The organism is Anaerotignum sp., from assembly GCF_017483025.1.
Classification (GTDB): Bacteria; Bacillota; Clostridia; order Lachnospirales; family Anaerotignaceae; genus Anaerotignum_A.
In genome coordinates this window covers 1-20,255 of the sequence record NZ_JAFUMA010000091.1, presented here as the reverse complement: position 1 = coordinate 20,255, position 20,255 = coordinate 1, and the positions used below count along the sequence as shown (strand labels likewise).

The 20,255-nt window shown below is 47.4% G+C and carries 21 protein-coding genes, 1 tRNA gene, 1 other RNA gene and 1 pseudogene; 6 read left to right on the top strand and 18 right to left on the bottom strand.

Annotation, left to right across the window (positions count from 1 at the left end):
- Nucleotides 1-4 precede the first annotated feature (4 nt).
- The 11 genes from IJ369_RS08050 to IJ369_RS08000 form a co-directional block, all read right to left on the bottom strand.
- Nucleotides 5-418: a 3-hydroxyacyl-ACP dehydratase FabZ family protein gene (locus tag IJ369_RS08050; RefSeq protein ID WP_290717941.1), complete on the bottom strand. Its 414-nt coding sequence runs from the start codon at nt 416-418 to the stop codon at nt 5-7.
- 12 nt (nt 419-430) lie between these two features.
- On the bottom strand, nt 431-880 hold the full coding sequence (accB, locus tag IJ369_RS08045; RefSeq protein ID WP_290717939.1) for an acetyl-CoA carboxylase biotin carboxyl carrier protein: 450 nt from the start codon (nt 878-880) through the stop codon (nt 431-433).
- 8 nt (nt 881-888) lie between these two features.
- On the bottom strand, nt 889-2,124 hold the full coding sequence (fabF, locus tag IJ369_RS08040) for a beta-ketoacyl-ACP synthase II (protein ID WP_290717937.1): 1,236 nt from the start codon (nt 2,122-2,124) through the stop codon (nt 889-891).
- A 14-nt stretch (nt 2,125-2,138) separates the two neighbouring features.
- Nucleotides 2,139-2,870 (bottom strand): 3-oxoacyl-[acyl-carrier-protein] reductase, encoded by a 732-nt coding sequence (gene fabG / locus IJ369_RS08035; protein WP_290717935.1) that lies wholly within the window; start codon nt 2,868-2,870, stop codon nt 2,139-2,141.
- Nucleotides 2,864-3,778, bottom strand: coding sequence for an ACP S-malonyltransferase (gene fabD, locus IJ369_RS08030; RefSeq protein WP_290717933.1), 915 nt, complete (start codon nt 3,776-3,778; stop codon nt 2,864-2,866). Before fabD ends, fabG begins: the two co-directional genes overlap by 7 nt.
- Nucleotides 3,766-4,713: a nitronate monooxygenase gene (locus IJ369_RS08025; RefSeq protein ID WP_334298195.1), complete on the bottom strand. Its 948-nt coding sequence runs from the start codon at nt 4,711-4,713 to the stop codon at nt 3,766-3,768. Before IJ369_RS08025 ends, fabD begins: the two co-directional genes overlap by 13 nt.
- 32 nt (nt 4,714-4,745) lie before the next feature.
- The gene (locus tag IJ369_RS08020) at nt 4,746-4,970 is read right to left on the bottom strand and encodes an acyl carrier protein (RefSeq protein ID WP_290717929.1); all 225 of its coding nucleotides are present in this window, start codon (nt 4,968-4,970) and stop codon (nt 4,746-4,748) included.
- A gap of 59 nt (nt 4,971-5,029) precedes the next feature.
- Complete coding sequence (locus IJ369_RS08015) at nt 5,030-5,986, bottom strand: beta-ketoacyl-ACP synthase III (RefSeq protein ID WP_290717927.1); 957 nt, start codon at nt 5,984-5,986, stop codon at nt 5,030-5,032.
- 185 nt (nt 5,987-6,171) lie between these two features.
- Nucleotides 6,172-6,516 carry a zf-HC2 domain-containing protein gene (locus IJ369_RS08010; RefSeq protein WP_290717925.1) on the bottom strand — a complete coding sequence of 115 codons (345 nt, stop codon included), beginning with the start codon at nt 6,514-6,516 and terminating at the stop codon, nt 6,172-6,174.
- Nucleotides 6,500-7,006: an RNA polymerase sigma factor gene (locus IJ369_RS08005; RefSeq protein WP_290717923.1), complete on the bottom strand. Its 507-nt coding sequence runs from the start codon at nt 7,004-7,006 to the stop codon at nt 6,500-6,502. The genes IJ369_RS08010 and IJ369_RS08005 overlap by 17 nt, the downstream gene beginning before the upstream one ends.
- 32 nt (nt 7,007-7,038) lie before the next feature.
- Complete coding sequence (locus IJ369_RS08000; RefSeq protein ID WP_290717921.1) at nt 7,039-7,698, bottom strand: B3/B4 domain-containing protein; 660 nt, start codon at nt 7,696-7,698, stop codon at nt 7,039-7,041.
- Nucleotides 7,699-7,859: 161 nt separating this feature from the next.
- Here IJ369_RS08000 and IJ369_RS07995 point away from each other — a divergent pair, with 161 nt between their 5' ends.
- The 3 genes from IJ369_RS07995 (at nt 7,860) to IJ369_RS07985 (ending at nt 9,426) form a co-directional block, all read left to right on the top strand.
- Nucleotides 7,860-8,273: a hypothetical protein gene (locus tag IJ369_RS07995; RefSeq protein ID WP_290717919.1), complete on the top strand. Its 414-nt coding sequence runs from the start codon at nt 7,860-7,862 to the stop codon at nt 8,271-8,273.
- A 121-nt stretch (nt 8,274-8,394) separates the two neighbouring features.
- Nucleotides 8,395-8,468 (top strand) — tRNA-Pro (locus tag IJ369_RS07990).
- A gap of 115 nt (nt 8,469-8,583) precedes the next feature.
- Complete coding sequence (locus IJ369_RS07985) at nt 8,584-9,426, top strand: undecaprenyl-diphosphate phosphatase (RefSeq protein ID WP_290717917.1); 843 nt, start codon at nt 8,584-8,586, stop codon at nt 9,424-9,426.
- 42 nt (nt 9,427-9,468) lie between these two features.
- Here the strand turns inward: IJ369_RS07985 and aspS are convergent, their stop codons facing one another.
- Entirely contained in the window at nt 9,469-11,283 is a 1,815-nt protein-coding gene (aspS, locus tag IJ369_RS07980; protein WP_290717915.1) for an aspartate--tRNA ligase, read from the bottom strand.
- Nucleotides 11,284-11,511: 228 nt separating this feature from the next.
- Between aspS and IJ369_RS07975 the strand changes: the two genes are divergently transcribed.
- Nucleotides 11,512-12,114, top strand: coding sequence for a cytidylate kinase-like family protein (locus IJ369_RS07975; RefSeq protein WP_290717913.1), 603 nt, complete (start codon nt 11,512-11,514; stop codon nt 12,112-12,114).
- Between the two features lie 45 nt (nt 12,115-12,159).
- Here IJ369_RS07975 and IJ369_RS07970 read toward each other — a convergent pair whose 3' ends face one another.
- From IJ369_RS07970 to IJ369_RS07960, 3 genes are all read right to left on the bottom strand, one after another.
- A complete protein-coding gene (locus IJ369_RS07970; protein WP_290717911.1) occupies nt 12,160-14,436 on the bottom strand; it encodes a SpoIID/LytB domain-containing protein in 2,277 nt (758 codons plus the stop codon).
- Between the two features lie 86 nt (nt 14,437-14,522).
- Nucleotides 14,523-14,712, bottom strand: a non-coding RNA gene (gene ssrS / locus IJ369_RS07965) — 6S RNA.
- Between the two features lie 47 nt (nt 14,713-14,759).
- Nucleotides 14,760-15,218, bottom strand: coding sequence for a signal peptidase II (locus tag IJ369_RS07960; RefSeq protein ID WP_290717909.1), 459 nt, complete (start codon nt 15,216-15,218; stop codon nt 14,760-14,762).
- A gap of 126 nt (nt 15,219-15,344) precedes the next feature.
- Between IJ369_RS07960 and fba the strand changes: the two genes are divergently transcribed.
- Both fba and IJ369_RS07950 read left to right on the top strand, forming a co-directional pair.
- Nucleotides 15,345-16,292 (top strand): class II fructose-1,6-bisphosphate aldolase, encoded by a 948-nt coding sequence (fba, locus tag IJ369_RS07955; RefSeq protein ID WP_290717907.1) that lies wholly within the window; start codon nt 15,345-15,347, stop codon nt 16,290-16,292.
- 62 nt (nt 16,293-16,354) lie between these two features.
- Nucleotides 16,355-17,242, top strand: coding sequence for an MBL fold metallo-hydrolase (locus IJ369_RS07950; RefSeq protein ID WP_290717905.1), 888 nt, complete (start codon nt 16,355-16,357; stop codon nt 17,240-17,242).
- A 42-nt stretch (nt 17,243-17,284) separates the two neighbouring features.
- Here IJ369_RS07950 and IJ369_RS07945 read toward each other — a convergent pair whose 3' ends face one another.
- The 3 genes and pseudogenes from IJ369_RS07945 to IJ369_RS07935 all read right to left on the bottom strand — a co-directional run.
- Nucleotides 17,285-18,409, bottom strand: a complete 1,125-nt coding sequence (locus IJ369_RS07945; RefSeq protein WP_290717903.1) for a radical SAM protein — start codon at nt 18,407-18,409, stop codon at nt 17,285-17,287.
- Between the two features lie 17 nt (nt 18,410-18,426).
- Nucleotides 18,427-19,971, bottom strand: a complete 1,545-nt coding sequence (locus IJ369_RS07940) for an alanine/glycine:cation symporter family protein (protein WP_290717901.1) — start codon at nt 19,969-19,971, stop codon at nt 18,427-18,429.
- A 38-nt stretch (nt 19,972-20,009) separates the two neighbouring features.
- Nucleotides 20,010-20,255 (bottom strand): annotated as a pseudogene (locus IJ369_RS07935) (recombinase family protein); the annotation flags it as partial.

Here is a 20,255-nt window from a genome sequence, read left to right as displayed (position 1 = left end):
GCCATTACTCCTTGATAAGCGCAAAAGAAAATTCTGCGCTGACACATAATTTACCGTCTACATAGCCTTTGCCTTCTGCCCAGTAAAAGGGGCCTTTGTGTTTCAGCAAAGTACATTCTGTTTCAAATACATCCCCGGGACGCACGCTGTTTTTGAAGCGCACTTTATCCAGACCTGTGAAGAAGGGCGTTACCCCTTCTGCTTCACCGGAAAGCAGCACACAGGCGGACTGACCGAGAATTTCGCAAAGAATTACACCGGGTACGACGGGGTTTTCAGGGAAATGTCCCTGCAGGAAAAACTCGTCGCCGCGGATCGTCTTTTTGCCATAAGCCTTGCCCTCTTTCAGTTCCGCTTCGTCAATCAGAAGCATATGGTCTCTGTGGGGCAGGATTTTTTTGATTTCTTCCTGATTCATATTTCTTCCTCCTTATTCTGGAAGGATGCGCACCAAAGGCTGACCAAATTCCACGATCTGACCATTATCCACGCAGACCGCTTCAATGGTGCCTTCCTGTTCCGCTTCGATGTTGTTGAACATCTTCATGGATTCCACGATGCAAAGGACATCGCCCTTTTTCACCTTGTCGCCCACTTTTACAAAAGGCTCTGCGCCCGCCTGGGGTGCCAGATAAACGGTGCCCACCAGAGGGGATTTCTGTTCCACTGCATTGGAAACTTCTTCTTTCTGCTCGGGAACAGGGGCTGCTGCAACGGGAACTTCTGCCGCAGTTTCCACGGGAACGTAAACAGGCGCTTCCACTGCCACAGGTCGTGCTGCTTCCAGCACGATACGGTTGTCGCCTTCTGTCAGATCCAGTTTTGTCAGCTGATTCTGGCGGAGGATTTTCGCCAGTTCATTGATTTTATTTGTATCCATAGTTATTATCAGTCCTTATACTTTTTAAAAGCTACACATGCGTTATGACCGCCGAAGCCCAGAGATGTGCTCATGGCCCCTTCTACAACAGTCTGCACCGCTGTGTTAGGTGTGTAATCCAGATCGCAGTCGGGGTCAGCTTCCTGCAGGTTGATGGTGGGAGGGATAATATCCTCTTTTACAGCCAGAATAGCAGCGATAGCTTCAACTGCGCCTGCTGCACCCAGCATATGGCCTGTCATGGATTTTGTGGAGCTGATGTGTACTTTTTTCGCATCTTCTTCGCCAAAAGCGTTTTTGATGGCTGTTGTTTCTGTTTTATCATTCAGGTGTGTGCCTGTGCCGTGAGCATTGATGTAAATTGCTTCGGGGGCAATCCCTGCAAAGCCTGCTGCTGCGATCTTGATGGCCTTGCCGCTGGCAATGCCTTCTTCCGCAGGAGCTGTTACGTGGTGAGCGTCACATGTGGAGCCATAACCAACTACTTCTGCGTAGATTTTTGCACCACGAGCCTTTGCGTGTTCATATTCTTCCAGAATGACTGCGCCAGCGCCTTCGCCCATAACGAAACCGCCGCGGCGTTTATCGAAGGGCAGGGATGCTGCGTTGGGGTCTTCGGAAGGATTCAGTGCCATACAGGAACCAAAGCCTGCCACTGCCAGGGGCACGATTGCTGCTTCACTGCCGCCGCAGATGGCTGCTGTTGTATAGCCGTGCAGGATGGCTCTGTAGCCTTCACCAATGGCTGTTGTACCTGTTGCGCAGGCTGTGGAAACAGCTACGCAGGCATTCATAGCATTGTAGCGGATGGCGATATTGCCCGCTGCAATGTTGTAGATCATTTTGGGGATGAGCTGAGGGGAAACGCGTCTTGCGCCCTTTTCCATCAGTGTTTTCTGACCTTCTACGAAAGTTTCAAAGCCGCCGACGCCGCTGCCGAAATATACTGCCAGTTCGTCGTTTTCGATGTTGCCTTCCAGCTGGCTGTCTGCCATGGCTTCGCCTGCTGCGCACATAGCGAACTGTGTGAAGCGGTCAACTTTTTTTGCCGCCAGTTTATCCATATATGTTGTCGGATCGAAGTCCTTCACTTCTGCCGCCAGTTTAAATTTGTTTTCGCTGGCGTCATATCTTGTGATAGGGCCGATACCGTTTTTGCCGTTTTTCAAAGCTTCCCAGAAATCGGGTACGTTGTTGCCCACGGGGGTCACCGCACCGATGCCTGTTACTACTACTCTTTTCATACTCAAGTTCCTCCTTACATGGCGATGCCGCCATCAATTCTGATGACTTCGCCTGTAATGTAGTCAGAATGTTCAGACGCCAGGAACAGCGCCAGTTTTGCCACTTCCTCTGCCGCACCGAAGCGTTTCATGGGGATGGCTTCTTTCAATGCATCGTTTTCCAGAGATTCTGTCATTTCTGTTGCAATGAAGCCGGGAGCGATGGCATTACAGCAAACGCCTCTGCTTGCCAGTTCCTTGGCTACAGATTTTGTCAGACCTACTACGCCCGCCTTGGATGCGGAATAGTTCGCCTGACCGGGGTTACCCATCAGACCAGAAACGGAGCTGATGTTGATGATCTTGCCGCTCTTCTGCTTCATAAATAAGGGGTAAACACCCTTGATCATGTAAAATGTGCCTTTCAGATTTGTGTCCACAACAGCGTCAAAATCTGCCGCTTTCATCATAGGCACCAGTTTATCCTTTGTGATACCTGCGTTATTCACCAGAATCTGGATACCGCCGAAATCCTTTGCGATTTTCTTTACAACGGCAGAAACCGCATCTGCGTCTGCTACGTTGCACTGGTATGCCTTGGCTTTCACGCCCATACCTTCCAGTTCTTTCAATGTTTCTTCCGCTTTTACAGTGTTGCCGGCATACAGGAATGCGATATCCGCCCCCTGTTCCGCAAATTTCAGGCAAATGGCTTTGCCGATGCCGCGGGAACCGCCAGTAACTACTGCTACTTTACCTTTCAGCATGCCAGTTCCTCCTTCACTTTTTCGATTTCTTCTATATTGGAAACGTTATAAACCTTTGCATCGGGCAGGATACGTTTGATCAGTTTTTTCAGCGTATCGCCCACGCCCACTTCGATGAAGGTATCGAAACCATCGGCTGCCATGCGTTCGATGCTTTCCTGCCAGCGCAGGCTGTGATTGATCTGATTTTCCATCAGGTAACGTACATCCTCTGTGTAAGGTTTGGTTGTGAAGTTGGAATATACTGTCACGTCAGGTTTTTTCAATTCGAATGTTGCTGCTGTTTCGCCGAATTTCTGCGCCGCTTCATCCATGAAGGGGGAATGGAACCCGCCGCCAACAGCCACGGGCAGGCCTCTGCCGCCTGCTTCACGGATGGCCTTGTTGAAGTCATCCATCTCTTCTTTTGCACCGGCAACTACCAGCTGACCGGGTGCGTTATAGTTTACAGGATAAACCTGTTTGAACTGCTTACAAACTTCTTCGATTTTTGCGTTGTCCAGCTTCATCACCGCCAGCATAGATGCAGGGTGTTCCGCTGCTGCCTTCGCCATCACTTCGCCACGTTTGCATGCCAGCTTGAAGCCATCCAAATGGCTGTATGCGCCGGCAAATGCCAGTGCGGGCAGTTCGCCCAGAGAGAAGCCTGCTACCGCTTCGGGAGCGATGCCTGCTTCGGAAACAGCAATGGCTGCCGCCAAGTCTGCCAGGAACAGACAGGGCTGTGTGTTCTGTGTTTCTTTCAATTCTTCCGCTGTGCCTTCAAAGCACTGTCTCAGTGTGCCTTCGCGCAGCGCTTCTGCGCCGTCGAAGAGGGCTTTCACTGTGGCATCGGCTTCGTAAAAAGCCTTGCCCATGCCAGCCTTCTGGGCACCCTGACCGGAAAAAACAAATGCTATTTTACCCATTTTGCTGCTCCTTTCAGTAATGCGTCCGCTTCTTCTACGATTTCACGGATGATATCTGCTGCAGGCTGTTCTCTGTTCACCATACCGGAGATCTGCCCCGCCATGAAGCAGCCTTCTTTTGTATCGCCTTCCACAGCCGCTTTTCTCAGTGCGCCTACGCCCAGTTTGTCTACATCTTCTGCAGTTGTTTCAGGGGCGTATTCCACCTTCAGGAAATTGCGGGCAAACTGGTTTTTCATCACACGGCATGTGCTGCCGCCGAAACGTCTGCCAGTTGCAATTGTGGAAACGTCTGTTGCTTTCAGTACCATATCCTTGTAGTTCTGGTGTACACCACATTCTTCTGCCAGCAGGAAGCGTGTACCCATCTGCACACCAACTGCGCCCAGCATAAATGCTGCCGCCATCCCTCTGCCGTCGCCGATGCCACCTGCAGCCAGTACGGGAATATCTACTGCATCCACTACCTGAGGAACCAAAGGCATAGTGGAAAGTTCACCGATATGACCGCCGGATTCGCCGCCTTCGGCAATGACCGCATCCGCACCTGCGCGGGCCATCATTTTTGCTGCCGCCACAGAAGCCGCCACAGGGATCACCTTGATGCCTGCTTCTTTCCACATGGGAACGTATTTGTTGGGGATGCCTGCACCTGTGGTAACGACAGCCACTTTTTCTTCTGCAACGATTTTTGCCACTTCTTCCACATGGGGGCTCATCAGCATGATATTCACGCCGAAGGGTTTGTCTGTCAGGCTTCTTGCGATTTTGATCTGTTCTCTCAGATAATCGCCGCTGGCATTCATGGCAGAAATGATGCCCAGGCCGCCGCCATTGGAAACCGCTGCAGCCAGCTTGCCGTCAGCGATCCATGCCATACCGCCCTGGAAAATGGGATATTCGATGCCAAGCATCTCACAAATCGGTGAAACGATCATATCGTCGTCCTCCTTATCTTTCCTGTTTCTTACGCCAGTTTGCCTTCGATCAGTTTTACCAGATCAGCAACTGTGTTTACTTTGTTTTCGCCCATTTCGATTTCTGTGCCGAATTCTTCTTCCAGGTTCATCAGCAGTTCCATAACGTCCAGAGAGTCGATGCCCAGTGCGCTGAATTCTGTTTCCAGTTTGATGTCTGCTACTTCACATTCCAGTTTTTCTGCCAACATTGCTGCGATTTTTTCGAATACCATAATTTTCAATCTCCTTTTTCCTTTAAAAAATATTTTTTATACTCCAAGACCTTCGGTCTTTACCAACGTAATAAACAACAAGCACTTGCCAGGCCGCCGCCAAAAGCAGGCAGCAACAGCAGGTCGCCTTCTTTCAGTTTGCCTGCGCGGTTCAGATCATCCAGCATCATGGGGATGCTTGCAGAGGATGTGTTGCCGCATTTGTCAATATTGATCGTGAATTTGCCGTCGGGCACTTTCAGTTTCTTGCTTGCAAAATCGATGATTCTCTTGTTTGCCTGATGGGGCACGATGTAAGCGATATCATCATATGTCAGACCGTTTCTTTCCATCAGTGTGTTGCAATCTTTCACGATAGCAGTCACTGCAAATTTGAACGTAGCCTGACCATCCATATAGGCCAGAGGTTTCTTTTCCTGCCCTCTTTCATAATAAGGGGAATTCCCCACAGGCAGCCCGCAGCCAATGACTTCATCGTTGCCTTCTACATAAAATACAGAGTCGATGTAGTTTTCGCCTGCTTCCAGAACCAATGCGCCTGCGCCATCGCCAAAGATAACTGCAGTCCCTCTGTCTGTGAAATCCAGGATACGGCTCATACGCTCTGTACCGATGACCAGGGCTTTTCTCACCTTTCCTCTTGCAAAATAACCCGCCACTGTTTCCAGAGCAAAGTCAAAAGCAGAACAAGCCGCATTGATCTCCAGAGCCATACATTTCAGCCCCAGCAGTTTCTGTACCATACATGCCGTAGAAGGCACCTGTGTCTCCCCTGTAATGGTAGCCAGAATGATCAGATCGATCTCTTCAGGATCCACACCGCTGTTTTCAATGGCAGCCTGCGCCGCCTTTGCAGCCATATCTGCCGCTGTTTCATTTACACTGAAATGGCGTTCCTTGATGCCGACCCTCTGCTGGATCCATTCATCGCTGGTATCTAAGAATTGTGACAGGTCGTCATTCGTCACCACGTTAGGCGGCGCATAACTGCCTGTACCCAATACACGAAAACTCATTTGTTGTCCTCCTGTCCCCTTTCGGGAAATTTTCCAAACTAAATCTTTCCCATTTTTTTGGTTACGATAACTTAGTGCCCCAAATTTCAAAAAAGGTTACACAAATTTTTTAAAATTTTTTTCGCAAAAAAAGAAAATGCCGAGAATTCGTTGAATTCTCAGCATTTTTCACATCTAAAAATTTTTTAAAGAATTTTAAATATTTTGTTTTTTGTCAAAAATTTATCTGTTTTGTACTGATGATGCAGCACCAGCGCCCACATGGTTCCTGCAAAATAAAAAAGGAACCCAAGCCACAGCAGCTGGCGGCGTCTGCGCATCTTTTTTGCCAGCAGGACAAAATTTTCCACCCCGTCGGAAACAGGCTCCTCTGCCGCCATCGTTTCTACAGGACGATATTTTTTATAGTATGCTCTGCATTCGGGACATTCTCTCAAATGTTCCTTCACCAGCTTTCTGCTGGCCTTGCTTGCCTCTTTATCGTGATACAGAGGCGCCAGGTCTGTTACGATCTCACATTTCCAGCTCATGTTGCAACACCTCCATCAGCATTTTCTTTGCTCGGAAATAAATGACTTTTGCGGAATTTTCGCTGATCTTCAAAATCTGGGCGATCTGAGAAAATGGCAGCTCCGCATAAATACGCAGCACCACTACATCCCGATATTTTTTCGGGATATTTTCCACCATCTGCCGCACCGCATTTTCGACATCTTTTTTATGGACATGCTCCTCCGGGCTGACGTCCCCCTTCATATAGCTTTGCGCTACCAGCTCCAGGTTGGCCGCATCCAGATGGAGCTTTTTCTTTTTCAGATATTTGAAATATACATGCTTCCCAATGGCCGCCAGCCAGGTAAACACCTCGCAGTCCCCCCGGAATTTATGGAGGGATTTATAGGCCTGCAGGAAGGTTTCCTGGGTCAGGTCTTCCGCCAGGGTTGCATCGGCGCAAAGGCGATACAGGAAGCCGTATACTTTCTGATAATATTCCCGATACAGGTTTTCAAAGGCTTTCAAACGATCACCTTCCTTTTATTCTTGTTGCAGAATTATTTTAAGATCTTTATTTCAAACCCAATGCCGCCTGCATATTTTTCCAGCAGATCTTTTGCTTCCTCCAGCAGAGCAGGCAGGTCTGCGTCCCCGTCAAAAGCATAGTAAACCAGCAGCAGGTCTTTTGTTTCGTCTGTGATCATGGTTCTGTCATTATCGCTGGTGGGGTTGCCGAAGGGGCCTTCTTCGTCAAACATGACAGGCAGGAATTCGATATTCAGCACATCCTTGCCGATGCCGCGGTAGGCTGTGCCCTCAGGGGCACGCATCCATGTGATGTCGCCCTTCGTCTGCGCCAGATCATAAGTCCCCATGGAATAACCGGATTTGATGGACAGATAGTTATTGATATCTACCACATTATTAATATAGTACAGACCACGTTCTTTCGCAATACGGCGGCACATCGCTTCCGCAGAGGAGCGATAGCGGTTGGGTTCCTTGCCCAGAGCCTTGTATGCCTTTCTTGTGGACTGAATTTTGTCCCTCTTGTTTGCCTGAGAAAGTTCCACCTCGGAAAGCTCTGCGATCTTACCATTCAGCATCGCCAGAAATTCTTCAGGGTCGGGGGCCACTTCCACTTTACACTGCAAAAGGCCCAGCGCTGCTTCGGGGCAGCGTTCCTTCAGGCTTTCATCTATTCTTACATTTACCATGATTTTTTCTCCTTTCAAAAACACGCTACTTTTATGATTGCAGGAAAACCGTAGATTGTCAAGTTTTCGATCGTCTAAAATCAAGCATAAACGGTTGAAAATTGCCAGAAAATGCGGTATCATGTTTTTTAACAAATTTTTTAATCAAAGGAGAGAGAAAAATGGATCAGCGCACTTTAGTTGTTTCCTGCGTAGAATATTACAGCAAATTGAAAAACATCCCCAGTAATAATGTTTTTGCTTCCTTCGAGAAGGCAGGCTTCCTCAAAATGATCGTAGACAGCCAGAAGATGTTCCCCGAAATGGGTCACGATTTCTACATCGGCATGGTGGATGGCCTGACATACCTGGAAAGCGATGCAAAAACAGAAGAAGCAGAATACACCCATGCAGAAGAACGCACAGCCCTGATCGATGCAGTGGTTGCAATGCTGCAGAAAAAGCACAAAATGAATGATCTGGAAGCATGCGAGATGTATTATCATTCCCAGACAGCAGGCTCTGTCAGCAATGAAAAAACAGGTTACTACCTGAAATCTGCTCAGGAAATTTTCGATCTGATCGAAGCAGAATAATTATGCAATGGAAAGCGGCGGTACTTCCCGCCGCTTTTTGTTGTTGTCTTCCATTGACAGACAATGACAAAACTCGTTCTTGACTTTTCCTTCAAAATATATGAAAATAGATATGTTATAGCGGTGCGTGGCCCAGCTTGGTAGGGCGCAGCGTTCGGGTCGCTGAGGTCGTGGGTTCAAATCCCGTCGCACCGAGCAAAAAACACTCTCTTTTGAGGGTGTTTTTTTAATTTTCTCTTAAAATCATTGTTTCTGAAATATAATTGCATTATAATATTATGATGTATGAAAATCGAAAGGAGTTTCCATCATGGATATGATATTTGAAGTATTGAAAGCCATCTTATTCGGTATCGTGGAGGGTATCACAGAATGGCTGCCCATTTCTTCCACAGGGCATATGATTTTGCTGAATGAATTTGTCAAACTGCAGGTTTCCGAAAAATTCTACAATATGTTTGAGGTAGTCATCCAGCTGGGTGCCATTTTAGCAGTTATCCTGCTGTTCTTCCACAAGCTGAACCCCTTTTCCCCTAAAAAGAGCGGGCCCCAGAAACGGAACACATGGCGGTTGTGGTTCAAGGTCGTGATCGCAGTGCTGCCTTCCGCAGTCATCGGTCTGCCTCTGGATGACTGGATGGATGCCCATTTCTACAATTATGTAGTGGTAGCCATCACGCTGATCGTTTACGGTATCGCCTTCCTCTTCGTAGAAAGAGCCAACGAAAGCCGCTCCCTGAAGGTCAACACCGTTTATGACATCGACCTGAAAACAGCCATCCTCATCGGCTGCTTCCAGTGCCTGAGCCTGATTCCCGGTACATCCCGTTCCGGCTCAACCATCCTGGGTGCCATCATCCTGGGCGTTGGTCGTTCTGCCGGCGCAGAGTTTTCCTTCTTCCTGGCAATCCCCACCATGCTGGGTGCCAGCGCATTGAAACTGGTGAAATTCCTGCTTTCCGGTGCGACAGCCACAGGTATGGAACTGGTGATTCTGGCAGTTGGTTGTGTGGTATCCTTCGTTGTCAGCCTGCTGGTCATCAAAGGCCTGATGGAATATGTACGCAAGCACAGCTTCGCTGTATTCGGCGTTTACCGCATCATCCTTGGTGCTTTGGTATTGGGCTACTTTGCCTTTACCACACTTATATAAAATAAAAAGACCACCTTTTCAGGTGGTCTTATTTTTTTATGATTATTCTTCTGTTGCTGTTTCTTCTGTTTCTACCACTTTGATCGCAATACCCAATTCATCCAGCTGTTTTTCTTCTACAACGCCGGGAGCATCTGTCATAGGGCAGGAAGCATCTTTTACCTTAGGGAACGCGATAACGTCACGGATGCTGGGAGCATTGCTCATCAGCATGATGATTCTGTCCAGGCCGAATGCCAGACCGCCGTGAGGGGGCACACCGTATTTGAAAGCATCCAGCAGGAAGCCAAAGCGTTCCTGAGCATCTTCATCGGAGAAGCCCAGCAGTTCGAACATCTTTTTCTGGATATCTCTGCGGTGGATTCTGATGGAGCCGCCGCCCAGTTCGTAACCGTTCAGAACGATATCGTATGCTTTCGCACGCACTGCGCCGGGGTTTGTATCGATCAGTTCCAGGTCTTCATCCATAGGTGCTGTGAAAGGATGGTGTACTGCAACGTATCTGTTTTCTTCGTCGTCCCATTCCAGCATAGGGAATTCTGTGATCCACAGGAACGCGAAATCGTCGGGTCTTGTCAGTTCCAGCATCTTGCTCAGTTCCAGACGCAGGGCTCCCAGAGAGTCGAATACAACTTTATCCTGGTCTGCGCAAATCAGGATCAGGTCGCCGGGTTTACCTTCCATGGCGTCCACGATTTCCTGCAGTTTTTCAGGTGTGAAGAATTTTGCGATCTGAGATTTCAGGCTGCCGTCTTCGTTGACAACGATCCATGCCAGACCTTTTGCTCTGTATGTTTTTACGAATTCAACCAGAGAATCGATTTTCTTTCTGGGGAAGGAACCGCAGCCTTTTGCATTGATAGCACGTACGCTGCCGCCTGCTTCCAGTGCGGATTTGAATACAACAAATTCTGTACCACGAACTACTTCGGAGATGTTTTTCAGTTCCATGCCGAAACGTACGTCGGGTTTATCAGAACCGAAGCGTTCCATTGCTTCTGCGTATGTCATTCTGGGCAGAGGCAGCTGGATATCTACGTTCATCAGGTCTTTGAATACCTTCTGCATCATTCTTTCGTTGATATCCATGATATCTTCGATATCTACGAAGGACAGTTCCATGTCGACCTGTGTAAATTCAGGCTGTCTGTCTGCTCTCAGGTCTTCGTCACGGAAGCATTTTGCGATCTGATAGTATCTGTCCATGCCGGAAACCATCAGCAGCTGTTTGTACAGCTGAGGGGACTGGGGCAGACCATAGAAATTGCCGGGGTGTACACGGGAAGGTACCAGATAGTCTCTTGCGCCTTCAGGTGTGGATTTACCCAGGATAGGTGTTTCGATTTCCAGGAAGTTTTCCTGATCCAGGAAGTTTCTCATTACCTGTACTACTTTATGACGCAGCACCAGGTTTTTCAGCTGAGAAGGTCTTCTCAGATCCAGATAACGATATTTCAGACGCAGGTCATCTTTTACTGTAATGTTGTCTTCGATCTGGAAAGGTGTTGTTTCGGATTCGGAAAGGATACGCAGTTCCTTTGCGATGATCTCGATCTTACCTGTTTTCATGTTGGGGTTGATGTTGCCTTCTGTTCTGGCTGCAACCAGACCTTTTACTGCCAGTACATATTCACTGCGGACTGTTTCCGCTTTTGCAAACAGTTCTTTTTCTGCTGTGTTGCCGTCGATTGCGATCTGCACCAGACCTGTTTTATCTCTCAGTGCAATGAAGATCAGCTGACCCAGGTCACGGCGGCGCTGTACCCAACCCATCACTGTGATTTCCTGACCGATCATGTTTTCATTCACGTTGCCGCACATGCAGCCTCTTTTCAAACCTGTTAAAGATTCACCCATGTTCGTATCTCCTTACTTTATATTTTATAGTTCTATTGTTTCTAAATAGTTATCCATCTTTACTATCATAAACACTTTTCCCGAAAAAGTAAAGTTTTCAAGGAAAAAAAGGCGTTTTTTCTGCAAAAAACTCTCCCTTGTGTCTTCTTCCAAAAAGTACTATAATGGATAATTATGATAATAAAATTTACAGAAATCCGAATTTCTGAAAGATAAGGAGTGGTTGCAATGAACCAGCACAAAATCATCACCATCAGCCGCCAGTATGGCAGCGGCGGCCGTATTGTAGCCAAAAAACTGGCAGATGCTTTGGGTATCCCCTTTTACGATAACGAACTGATCACTATGGCAGCGGAAAAAACAGGTCTTTCCGTAGAATGCTTTAAAGATGCGGAAAAAACATCCGTAGGCAATCTGTTCTTCTCCCTGACATCCTTGACTCCCAGCCTGGATTCCGTTGGCCTTCCTCTGAATGAAAAAATTTTCCTGGTACAGTCTCAGGTCATCAAGGAAGTGGCAGAAGCAGGCCCCTGTGTCATTGTAGGCCGCTCTGCAAATTATGTTCTGTCTGAAAACCCCAACTGCATCAATATCTTCCTGCAGGCAGACCTGCCCGACCGTGTGGAACGTGCAGTGAATACATACAACCAGGACCCCCAGGGCGCAGAAGCTATGGTCATCAAGACAGATAAACGCCGTGCAAACTACTATAACTACTTCACAGGCGGCAAATGGGGCAAAGCAGAAAATTATGACCTCATCCTGAATACATCCAGAATGGATTTAGACAAAATCGTAGAAGTCATCAAAACCTATGTTTCTTTGAGATAATAAAAAATAAAAGCAGACATCATTTCGATGTCTGCTTTTTTTATTTTATAATACCCGGTCCACTGTTGTACCAGTAAAATAATATTCGATAATTTCTTCTGCCGTTTTTCCTGTTTCCGCCAGATGCTTCGCCCCATACTGGCTCATGCCGACGCCATGTCCATTCCCGCCGCCGTAAAGGGCGATGCCCGTCAGTGTTCCTTCGCTATTCCGCATTTCCTTCACCGCAAAAAATCCGCTGGGCAGCATGGTATTCCCTGTGATGGAATCCCCGCCCTTTCGCTGCAGATAGATGGGCTCGCCAATAGTCAGTTTCGTGGGAGAAAGCACTTTTCGGATAGCGTTTTCCGTTTTTACCGTCGCCGTTCCCTTTTCAAAGGTCAGTTCCAGTTCCATGGCAATGCCGCCCGTTCCTCTTCTTGTTACCGCCATTCCCTGCAGTTTTCCCAAATCGGATCTATTCCCTTCTACGGTACAGTTAGAAGAAGTAACCAGCGTTTTCTGTAAAATCTCCGTCAGCTGCCCGCAGCCGAAGTACACCTTCCAGCGATACCATGGCGAATCCATATCATAGCCCTCCTGTTCCCAATCCTGCCAGAAAGCCAGCCATTCCTCTTCTGTCTGTGGCGTTGTAAAATCTCCATAGCTCTGGGATTGCAGATAGGATTTTCCTTCGCCGTCAAAATTCCCGTCCGCTGACCAGACTTCCTCGCTTCCCGCACCAAATCCGCAGGAGGTGGAATAGAAATAAGTTTGCGCTACCGCACCTTCCTCTGTCACGGCGCACATCCCCTCTGTTGCCTTTATCGCCGCTTCTGCAGTCTCATTTTTCTCATAACCCAAATACACCTGACTGGCGGTCGTATCCGTCAAATGGGCGCCATAGCCGCAATAGGTGTTGCCATAGAACTGATTATAGGCATAGCTTCGCGCCGTGATGGCCTGGGCCTCCAAAGCTGTCTGCCCGAAGCTGGTGGGCATTTCGTGGGGCACTACCCCCAACAGATACCGTTCCACAGGCAGTTCATTGATGATAGAAAAACTGCTTTCTCCCCGTCGTTCCAGCTCCAAAATTCCCTCATATGCATAGGAAGTCCCATCCGAAAATTCCAATCGAATCGGGCTTTCTGCCGTCACTGTCAAAATGCCGTGATCGAACCAAGGTAAGTCTGCCGTCAGAGCCGCTTTCGCCCCTGCGGGGAATTTCTTTTCTGCTTTCCCATTTGACAAAGTGAAACCCTCTTCTGACGAAAGGCTTACTTTCTCCTGTTCCTTTCCTTTCAGGAACACCCGTATGTTTTCTAAAACGGCATCTCCTCGAATCACGGCGGCACAAATCTCCCCATTTTTTTCATAGTATTCCGCCGTATCCGTTCCACAGATCAAACCCGAAAAATCATCCTTATTTACCTCTTCCCCTTTGGCATCATAGACCCGTGCATCCGCCGCCCAATCCATCTTTCCTTGCTCCGCCAGATAGAGTTCCCCCCCGTTGACCCGTTTCACTGTGCATTTCCCCAATGTTTCCACAGGCACAACTTCCGCCACTTTTCCTTCTTCCAGCTTCACATCATAAATGCCCTCTTCTATTTTCTCCTTATAGGTAAAATCTGCCGTGCCGTCTCCCGTTTCCAGAAGCAGTTTCCCTTCCTCTTTTCTACAATAGATATTTTTCACCACAGGGGACAAAGCCTCCACTGTCTGCAGGGCAACGATCTCTCCTTCCTTTTCCAGAAAGGTGATTCGACTATATTCATAAGGCTGTAAGTCCAGTCCCGCCGCCGTAAATTCTCCCGTATCGCAAAGCCCGTCGACAGAAAGTACCACGGCATTTTCCGTTTCTATCCCATAGGAATAAAGGCTATCCTCACCCCTGCGGGCTTCCAGCGCTGTTTCCAAAAGCTGTACCCAAAGCTCATAGGACACCGCCATATTTTTATTTTCCTCTGTCAAAACGATGCGACTGTCGTAATCCGGCGCCAGCCTGTCCATCAATGCCTGCGCCTCCCATAGGGTCAGGTCATCCGTCGGGCGGAATGTTCCTTCTTCGCTGCCTGCAAAAAATCCCTGGTCCACACAACCCTTGATATAGGGATATGCCCATTCTTCCCCTGCCACATCTGAAAAATCCAGTTCTGTTTCCAATTTCACCAATTCCTCATTAGAATAAAATGCCAGTGCAACGGTCTTCGCCGCCATTTCCCTTGAAATCGCCATATTCCCGCCAATATGTCCTGTCTGCGCCCGTTCAGGGGCTTTTTCTTCTGAAGCACAGCCTGTCAAAAATAAGGTCATTATCCCTATGAAAATCAATTTCCTCATATCGTCCGCCTCCTTGTACAAGTTTACGCAAAAGGCACAAAAAAAGAACCATTCGGATTTTCCGAATAGTTCTTAATTTTAACAAAAAAATTCCCGAAATGCCGGTCTTGCCTCTTGACACCTAGCCTAAGCCAGGTGGGTTTCCGCAACTACAGAGTCTGCCTTCCCCCGCCCAAAGGGAATTATCTTGGGGCCTGACATATCTGCCGTGTATAGGAGTCCCGAGTCAGTAATGTAGGTTCAAATATGGCAAGTTGTCGTGCATCTCAGGATTTCTATGCTCTGATTATACTACAATTGTCTTTGCGAGGCAACATAAAAAATCATTTTTTCTCATTTTTGCAGAAGGGAATTACTGTCATCCATGCTGCCCCGAAAACAATAGCAACGTCTGCGATATTGAAGATCGGCGCATTTTTCCCTTTAATAGGAATGAATAAAAAATCCGTGACGTTTCCTTTTTTCAGCCGTTCCCAGAAGTTTGCACAGCCGCCGCCAAGGGTCACTGCCAGAGGCAAGGCAAGCCTTTTGTCGCCTTTACCACGGAGGACATTTATAAACATCCCGCTGTAAATCGCCAGCAATGCTCCCGTAGAAAGCAGGATGCCTTTTCTCTTCCCTTCGAATCTATTATAAGCCATACCGCCATTTTTTATGTGCCAAAAAAATAGATGATTTTTGATAACCTCTTTCTGCAGATTTTGGGACAGATTTTGCCCAACCCAGCGTTTTGTCCACAAATCTATTGCAAAAATAACAAAAAATGTTAAAATCGCCGTCATTTTTTCATTCCTCTCTGAAAATCTTTTAAAGGTATATGCATTGCTATAAAATCGACTCCGTATTATAATTTTATATACGGAAATGCTAAAAGTAAACCCAAAATATTTTAAGAGAGGTGTCCTTATATGGCTTTAGTAACAACAAAAAATATGTTTGAAAAAGCATTCGAAGGCGGCTATGCAATTGGCGCTTTCAACATCAATAACATGGAAATCATCCAGGGCGTAGTGGCTGCTGCAAAAGCACAGAATTCCGCTGTTATCCTGCAGGTTTCCAAATCTGCGCTGAAATACGCGCATCCCAAATATCTGAAAGCAATGGTAGATGCTGCCATCGAAGAAACAGGTCTGGATATCGCACTGCACCTGGACCACGGTTCTGATTTCGAAGTTTGCAAAGACTGTATCGAATACGGCTTCACATCCGTAATGTTCGACGGTTCTCATCTGGACTACGAAGAAAACGTTGCTCAGACAAAGAAGATCGTGGAATACGCACACGAAAGAGGCGTAGTAGTAGAAGCAGAACTGGGTAAGCTGGCCGGCGTAGAAGACGAAGTAAAAGTAAACGCTGCTGATGCTACTTACACAGACCCAGACCAGGCAGTAGACTTCGTAAAACGCACAGGCGTTGACTCTCTGGCGATCGCTATCGGCACAAGCCACGGTGCATACAAATTCAAAGGCGAAGCAAAACTGGACTTCGACAGACTGGCTACCATTACAGAAAAACTGGAAGCAGAAGGTTTCCACAACTACCCCATTGTTCTGCACGGTGCATCCTCTGTAGACCAGAAATCCGTTGCAATGTGCAACGAATACGGCGGCGAAATCGCAGGTGCAAAAGGTATCCCCGCTGAAATGCTGAGAAAAGCAGCTTCCATGGCAGTTTGCAAAATCAATATGGATACAGACCTGAGACTGGCGATGACAGCAGCCATCCGCAAATCCTTCGGTGAAAATCCTTCCGCATTCGACCCTCGCGGCTATCTGGGCGCAGGCAGAGACCTGATCCAGGAACTGGTAGAAGAAAAGATCAAAAACGTGATCGGTTCCACAAACTCTATGGCATAAGAAGCGTTCAAAAGCCGTCACAGAAACCTGTGACGGCTTTTTTCACAAAGGAGTGATTTTTCATGTACGAACTGGTACAGGTAGCAGAAAATACATACTATATCAACTCTCCATCCAAAATCGGCGTGTACCATGTCAGCGATGACGATGTCTGGCTCATCGACAGCGGCAACGACAAGGACGCAGGCCGCAAGATCCAGAAAATCCTGGACGCCCAGGGCTGGAAACTGACAGCCATCATCAATACCCACTCCAATGCAGACCATGACGGCGGCAACAATCTGCTGCAGAACCGCCTGAACTGCGCTGTTTACAGCACCCCCATGGAAGTGGCTGTTGTAGAAAACCCCATTTTGGAACCCTCTTTCCTCTATGGCGGCTATCCCTTTAAAAAACTGCGCAACAAATTCCTGATGGCGACTCCTTCCAAAGCACAGGACATCGCCACAGCAAAACTGCCCGAGGGCATGGAATATTTCCGCCTGCCCGGCCATTTCTGGGATATGATCGGTGTGAAAACACCCGATGATGTGTATTTCCTGGCAGACTGTATCTTCGGCGAAAACATCATCTCCAAATATCACCTGTCCTTCTTCTATGATATCACTGCTCAGTTTGAAACACTGGATTTCGTAGAAAAACTGGAGGGTAAGCTGTTCATCCCCGCCCATGCAGAAGCCATGGAAGATGTCAAACCTCTGGTGGCTGCAAACCGCGATAAGATGAACGAAATTCTGGATAAGCTGCTGGAAATCTGTACAGAATCCATGCATTTCGAACTGATTTTGAAGAAAGTTTTCGAAGTGTTCGACCTGACGATGGATTATAATCAGTATGTCCTCATCGGCAGCACCGTCCGCTCCTATCTGTCCTATCTGGTGGATCAGGGCAAGGTGGAATGCTATGTGGAAAATAACATGCTGCTTTGGAAAACAGTAACAGAAGAATAAGCAAACAAAAAAGCACCCATACGGGTGCTTTTATTTTTTTAATTAAAAGAACAATTCACCGGGACGATAGCCTTCGGGCAGCTCCTCTTCCTCCAGAAACTGGAAGCTTTCATCCTGCAGGATAGGCAGGAAAGCTTCAAAGGGAGGTCTGCTGAATTCAGAGCCATAATTGCTTGCGCCGAACCAACCCCCTTCTTTGCCCTTCAGGTTCAGACCGCGGGCAAATTTTGTTCTGTTGGAACAATCATGGACAGCCACATCCCAACCCTCTTCGTCGGCCATTTTCATCAACTTGAAGGTCAGTTCACGGCTCCATGTGGGAGAAACATAGCCATGTCTGTAGACATACATATTTTCCCCTTCATAGTTCCAGATGTTATTGTTATTCAGATGCAGTTCCGCACAGTTCATGAAATCCACGCCTGTTGCCAGAATTTTGTCTTTTTTCTGCATAAATGCTTCGAAATATTCTGGTGTCATAGGTGTTTCGATACCAACGTATTTGATATACTTTTTCGCTGTTGCAATGGCTTTAATGACTTTATCGGAAGCGTTTGTTGCCCCCAGATTGAAGCGCAGTTCATCCAGGCCCGCTTCACCCAAGGCTTTCAGGTTTTCTTCTGTGGCAAGTGTACCGTTTGTGTACATATGCTGATGAATACCTGCTTCGTGGAATTTTTTAATCACGCCATAGTATTTTTCAATTTCCATGAAGGGTTCCAGATACACATAGGAAATACCAGTGGGTTTTTCCTGAATGGAAAGGAGCAGATCAAGGTCTCTTTCATAGAATTTTGTGCCGCCGATCTCCCACAGACCTTCGCCGATGGGCATGCAGTCTTCCAGTTCGCCATAGTTGTAGCAGAATTTGCACTGGATATTGCATTTATTTGTTTTGCGGATGGCAGTCAAACCTGTGCCTGTCATGCAGGAACGGCAGCCCTTCGCAAATTTTTCTTCGGGGCCAACAAAGTATGTTCTGCCGTTTACAGATTTCAAGCCTTTGATTTCAGACATCAGTTTTTCATTTCTGGCATCGATGGCATCTTCGATCTGCGCAAAAGTAGCGTAAACCAATTCCATCTGCTTGGGCATCAGTTCTTCCTCTTCATCCAGCTGGGCAAAGAAGGAAAACCACATCAATGCGTCTTTTTTAGAAATTTTCAAGTTAAATTCCCCTTTCTTTATTTTTCATTCTTTGCCTTTTCATCCCAATACTGACAGTCATCTCTGCCAATCGCATCGGATGTAAAAGGAGTACCGTCATTTTTATCATAATGCTTTGCAGCACGCAGAACGTATTTTGCACCAACGTAGACGATAGGTACGTTGAAGAATACGATCAGAATATTGCCCAGATCGGAGAAGGCCCACAGGTTGCCCAGTTCCAGACCTGCAATATTGCACAGGATACCAAAAGCCGCAACAATCAGACCAACGATACGCACACCATTGATAAAGCCTTTGTCCTTACGGATACGATTGGCTGCGATTTCAGAAAAGCTGATCATACCCAGCAGGCATGTGTATGCAAACAGACAGAAACACAGTGTAATCACAAATGTTACTACCGCATTGAAGGATGTGCCCGGTGTCAGCACTGCCAGAGATTCTGTGAATTTCGGCAGTTTATCCATTGCCGCCCAAGCCTCTGCATTGGGGCCATCCCAGCAGTGGGCCATAACTACCACAAAGCCGGACAATGTGCAGATGATCATGGTATCCAGAAAAACACCAATGGCAGACAGCAGCCCCTGTTCACAGGGATGCTTCGCATCTGCCGCCGCAGCGGACATAGTGATGGTACCCTGACCGGCTTCATTGGACATCAGGCCACGTTTTACACCCTGGGCCAGAACCGTACCAAACAGACCGCCGAATACAGCTTCAGGCCGGAATGCACCGCCGAATACAGCTTTGAAGAAATAAGGAACTGTACCGATATTCAAAACGATCAGCACCAGAACTGTCAGGATATACAGCACCGCCATGACAGGAACCATTCTGTCTGTCCATTTGGAAACTTTTTTGATGCCGCCAAAAGCGATAATGACTGTCAGCACCATCGTAATGATACCAACGATATAGTAAAATGCGGAATCTGTTGCGATGGTGGAGCCTGTCGCAATTTCCGCCATTCTGCCTACGGAAGAAACTACGTTGAAGCCCTGAGCAGGCAGGCAGCACAGCGCATACAGGATATACAGCAGGGACAGGAACACGCCCACAAAGCCTTTATTACCGATCAGCTTTCTGCCGTAGAAAGGCAGACCGCCGACAAATTCATCATCTTTCTTTTCTTTAAAAATCTGCGCCAGAACCGCTTCCATGTAAGCGATCGCCATACCGAAGAACGCAGATATCCACATCCAGAAAACCGCGCCAGGGCCACCGACCGCAATGGCACCTGTTACCCCCAGGATATTACCGGGGCCTACGCGCATGGCAGAACTGAGCAGGAACGCCGCCAAGGGAGAAATACCTGTATCAATGGTTCTCTTCTCTGTCATAATTTTCAGACCTTTTTTGAAACCTCTGACCTGTACGAAGCCCAGGCGGAAGCTGAAAAAGATACCACTGCCTAACAGCAGGATAATGGCAAAGGAGAAATTCCCTAACAGAGGGATATTTGCATACCACTCAAAATTCGTAGGGAAATCCCACAGGAAATCAGACAATGGGGTGATAAAGGAAAAAATTCCGTTAATCGACTGAAACACTTCTTGCATTAAAAATTACCTCTTTCTACCTTCTCCTTTTGTTCTATTTATTGACGCTTCAGCAGCGCTACTGTCTCGACTTGTGTATCATTGTCCAAACTTATTTCCATATCTTCCTCTATGATCGGCAACTTGAATTTGATGGACTTTAACCATTGTCCGTTGGGCTTCCGTTCCTCAAAGATATGGATTTCGGAGATCAGCGACTCCATAAGCTGTCGGCGTTCCTGTTCATCCATCACGGCGTACAGCTTGTCAAAGTAAATCAATACTTTGTAGATATTATCGGCAGT

Bases quoted from the DNA above. Each gene is read 5' to 3' on its own strand.
- IJ369_RS08050 (WP_290717941.1), bottom strand. From the start codon at position 418: ATGAATCAGGAAGAAATCAAAAAAATCCTGCCCCACAGAGACCATATG.
- accB (WP_290717939.1), bottom strand. From the start codon at position 880: ATGGATACAAATAAAATCAATGAACTGGCGAAAATCCTCCGCCAGAAT.
- fabF (WP_290717937.1), bottom strand. From the start codon at position 2,124: ATGAAAAGAGTAGTAGTAACAGGCATCGGTGCGGTGACCCCCGTGGGC.
- fabG (WP_290717935.1), bottom strand. From the start codon at position 2,870: ATGCTGAAAGGTAAAGTAGCAGTAGTTACTGGCGGTTCCCGCGGCATC.
- fabD (WP_290717933.1), bottom strand. From the start codon at position 3,778: ATGGGTAAAATAGCATTTGTTTTTTCCGGTCAGGGTGCCCAGAAGGCT.
- IJ369_RS08020 (WP_290717929.1), bottom strand. From the start codon at position 4,970: ATGGTATTCGAAAAAATCGCAGCAATGTTGGCAGAAAAACTGGAATGT.
- IJ369_RS08015 (WP_290717927.1), bottom strand. From the start codon at position 5,986: ATGAGTTTTCGTGTATTGGGTACAGGCAGTTATGCGCCGCCTAACGTG.
- IJ369_RS08010 (WP_290717925.1), bottom strand. From the start codon at position 6,516: ATGAGCTGGAAATGTGAGATCGTAACAGACCTGGCGCCTCTGTATCAC.
- IJ369_RS08000 (WP_290717921.1), bottom strand. From the start codon at position 7,698: ATGGTAAATGTAAGAATAGATGAAAGCCTGAAGGAACGCTGCCCCGAA.
- IJ369_RS07995 (WP_290717919.1), top strand. From the start codon at position 7,860: ATGGATCAGCGCACTTTAGTTGTTTCCTGCGTAGAATATTACAGCAAA.
- IJ369_RS07985 (WP_290717917.1), top strand. From the start codon at position 8,584: ATGGATATGATATTTGAAGTATTGAAAGCCATCTTATTCGGTATCGTG.
- aspS (WP_290717915.1), bottom strand. From the start codon at position 11,283: ATGGGTGAATCTTTAACAGGTTTGAAAAGAGGCTGCATGTGCGGCAAC.
- IJ369_RS07975 (WP_290717913.1), top strand. From the start codon at position 11,512: ATGAACCAGCACAAAATCATCACCATCAGCCGCCAGTATGGCAGCGGC.
- IJ369_RS07970 (WP_290717911.1), bottom strand. From the start codon at position 14,436: ATGAGGAAATTGATTTTCATAGGGATAATGACCTTATTTTTGACAGGC.
- IJ369_RS07960 (WP_290717909.1), bottom strand. From the start codon at position 15,218: ATGACGGCGATTTTAACATTTTTTGTTATTTTTGCAATAGATTTGTGG.
- fba (WP_290717907.1), top strand. From the start codon at position 15,345: ATGGCTTTAGTAACAACAAAAAATATGTTTGAAAAAGCATTCGAAGGC.
- IJ369_RS07950 (WP_290717905.1), top strand. From the start codon at position 16,355: ATGTACGAACTGGTACAGGTAGCAGAAAATACATACTATATCAACTCT.
- IJ369_RS07940 (WP_290717901.1), bottom strand. From the start codon at position 19,971: ATGCAAGAAGTGTTTCAGTCGATTAACGGAATTTTTTCCTTTATCACC.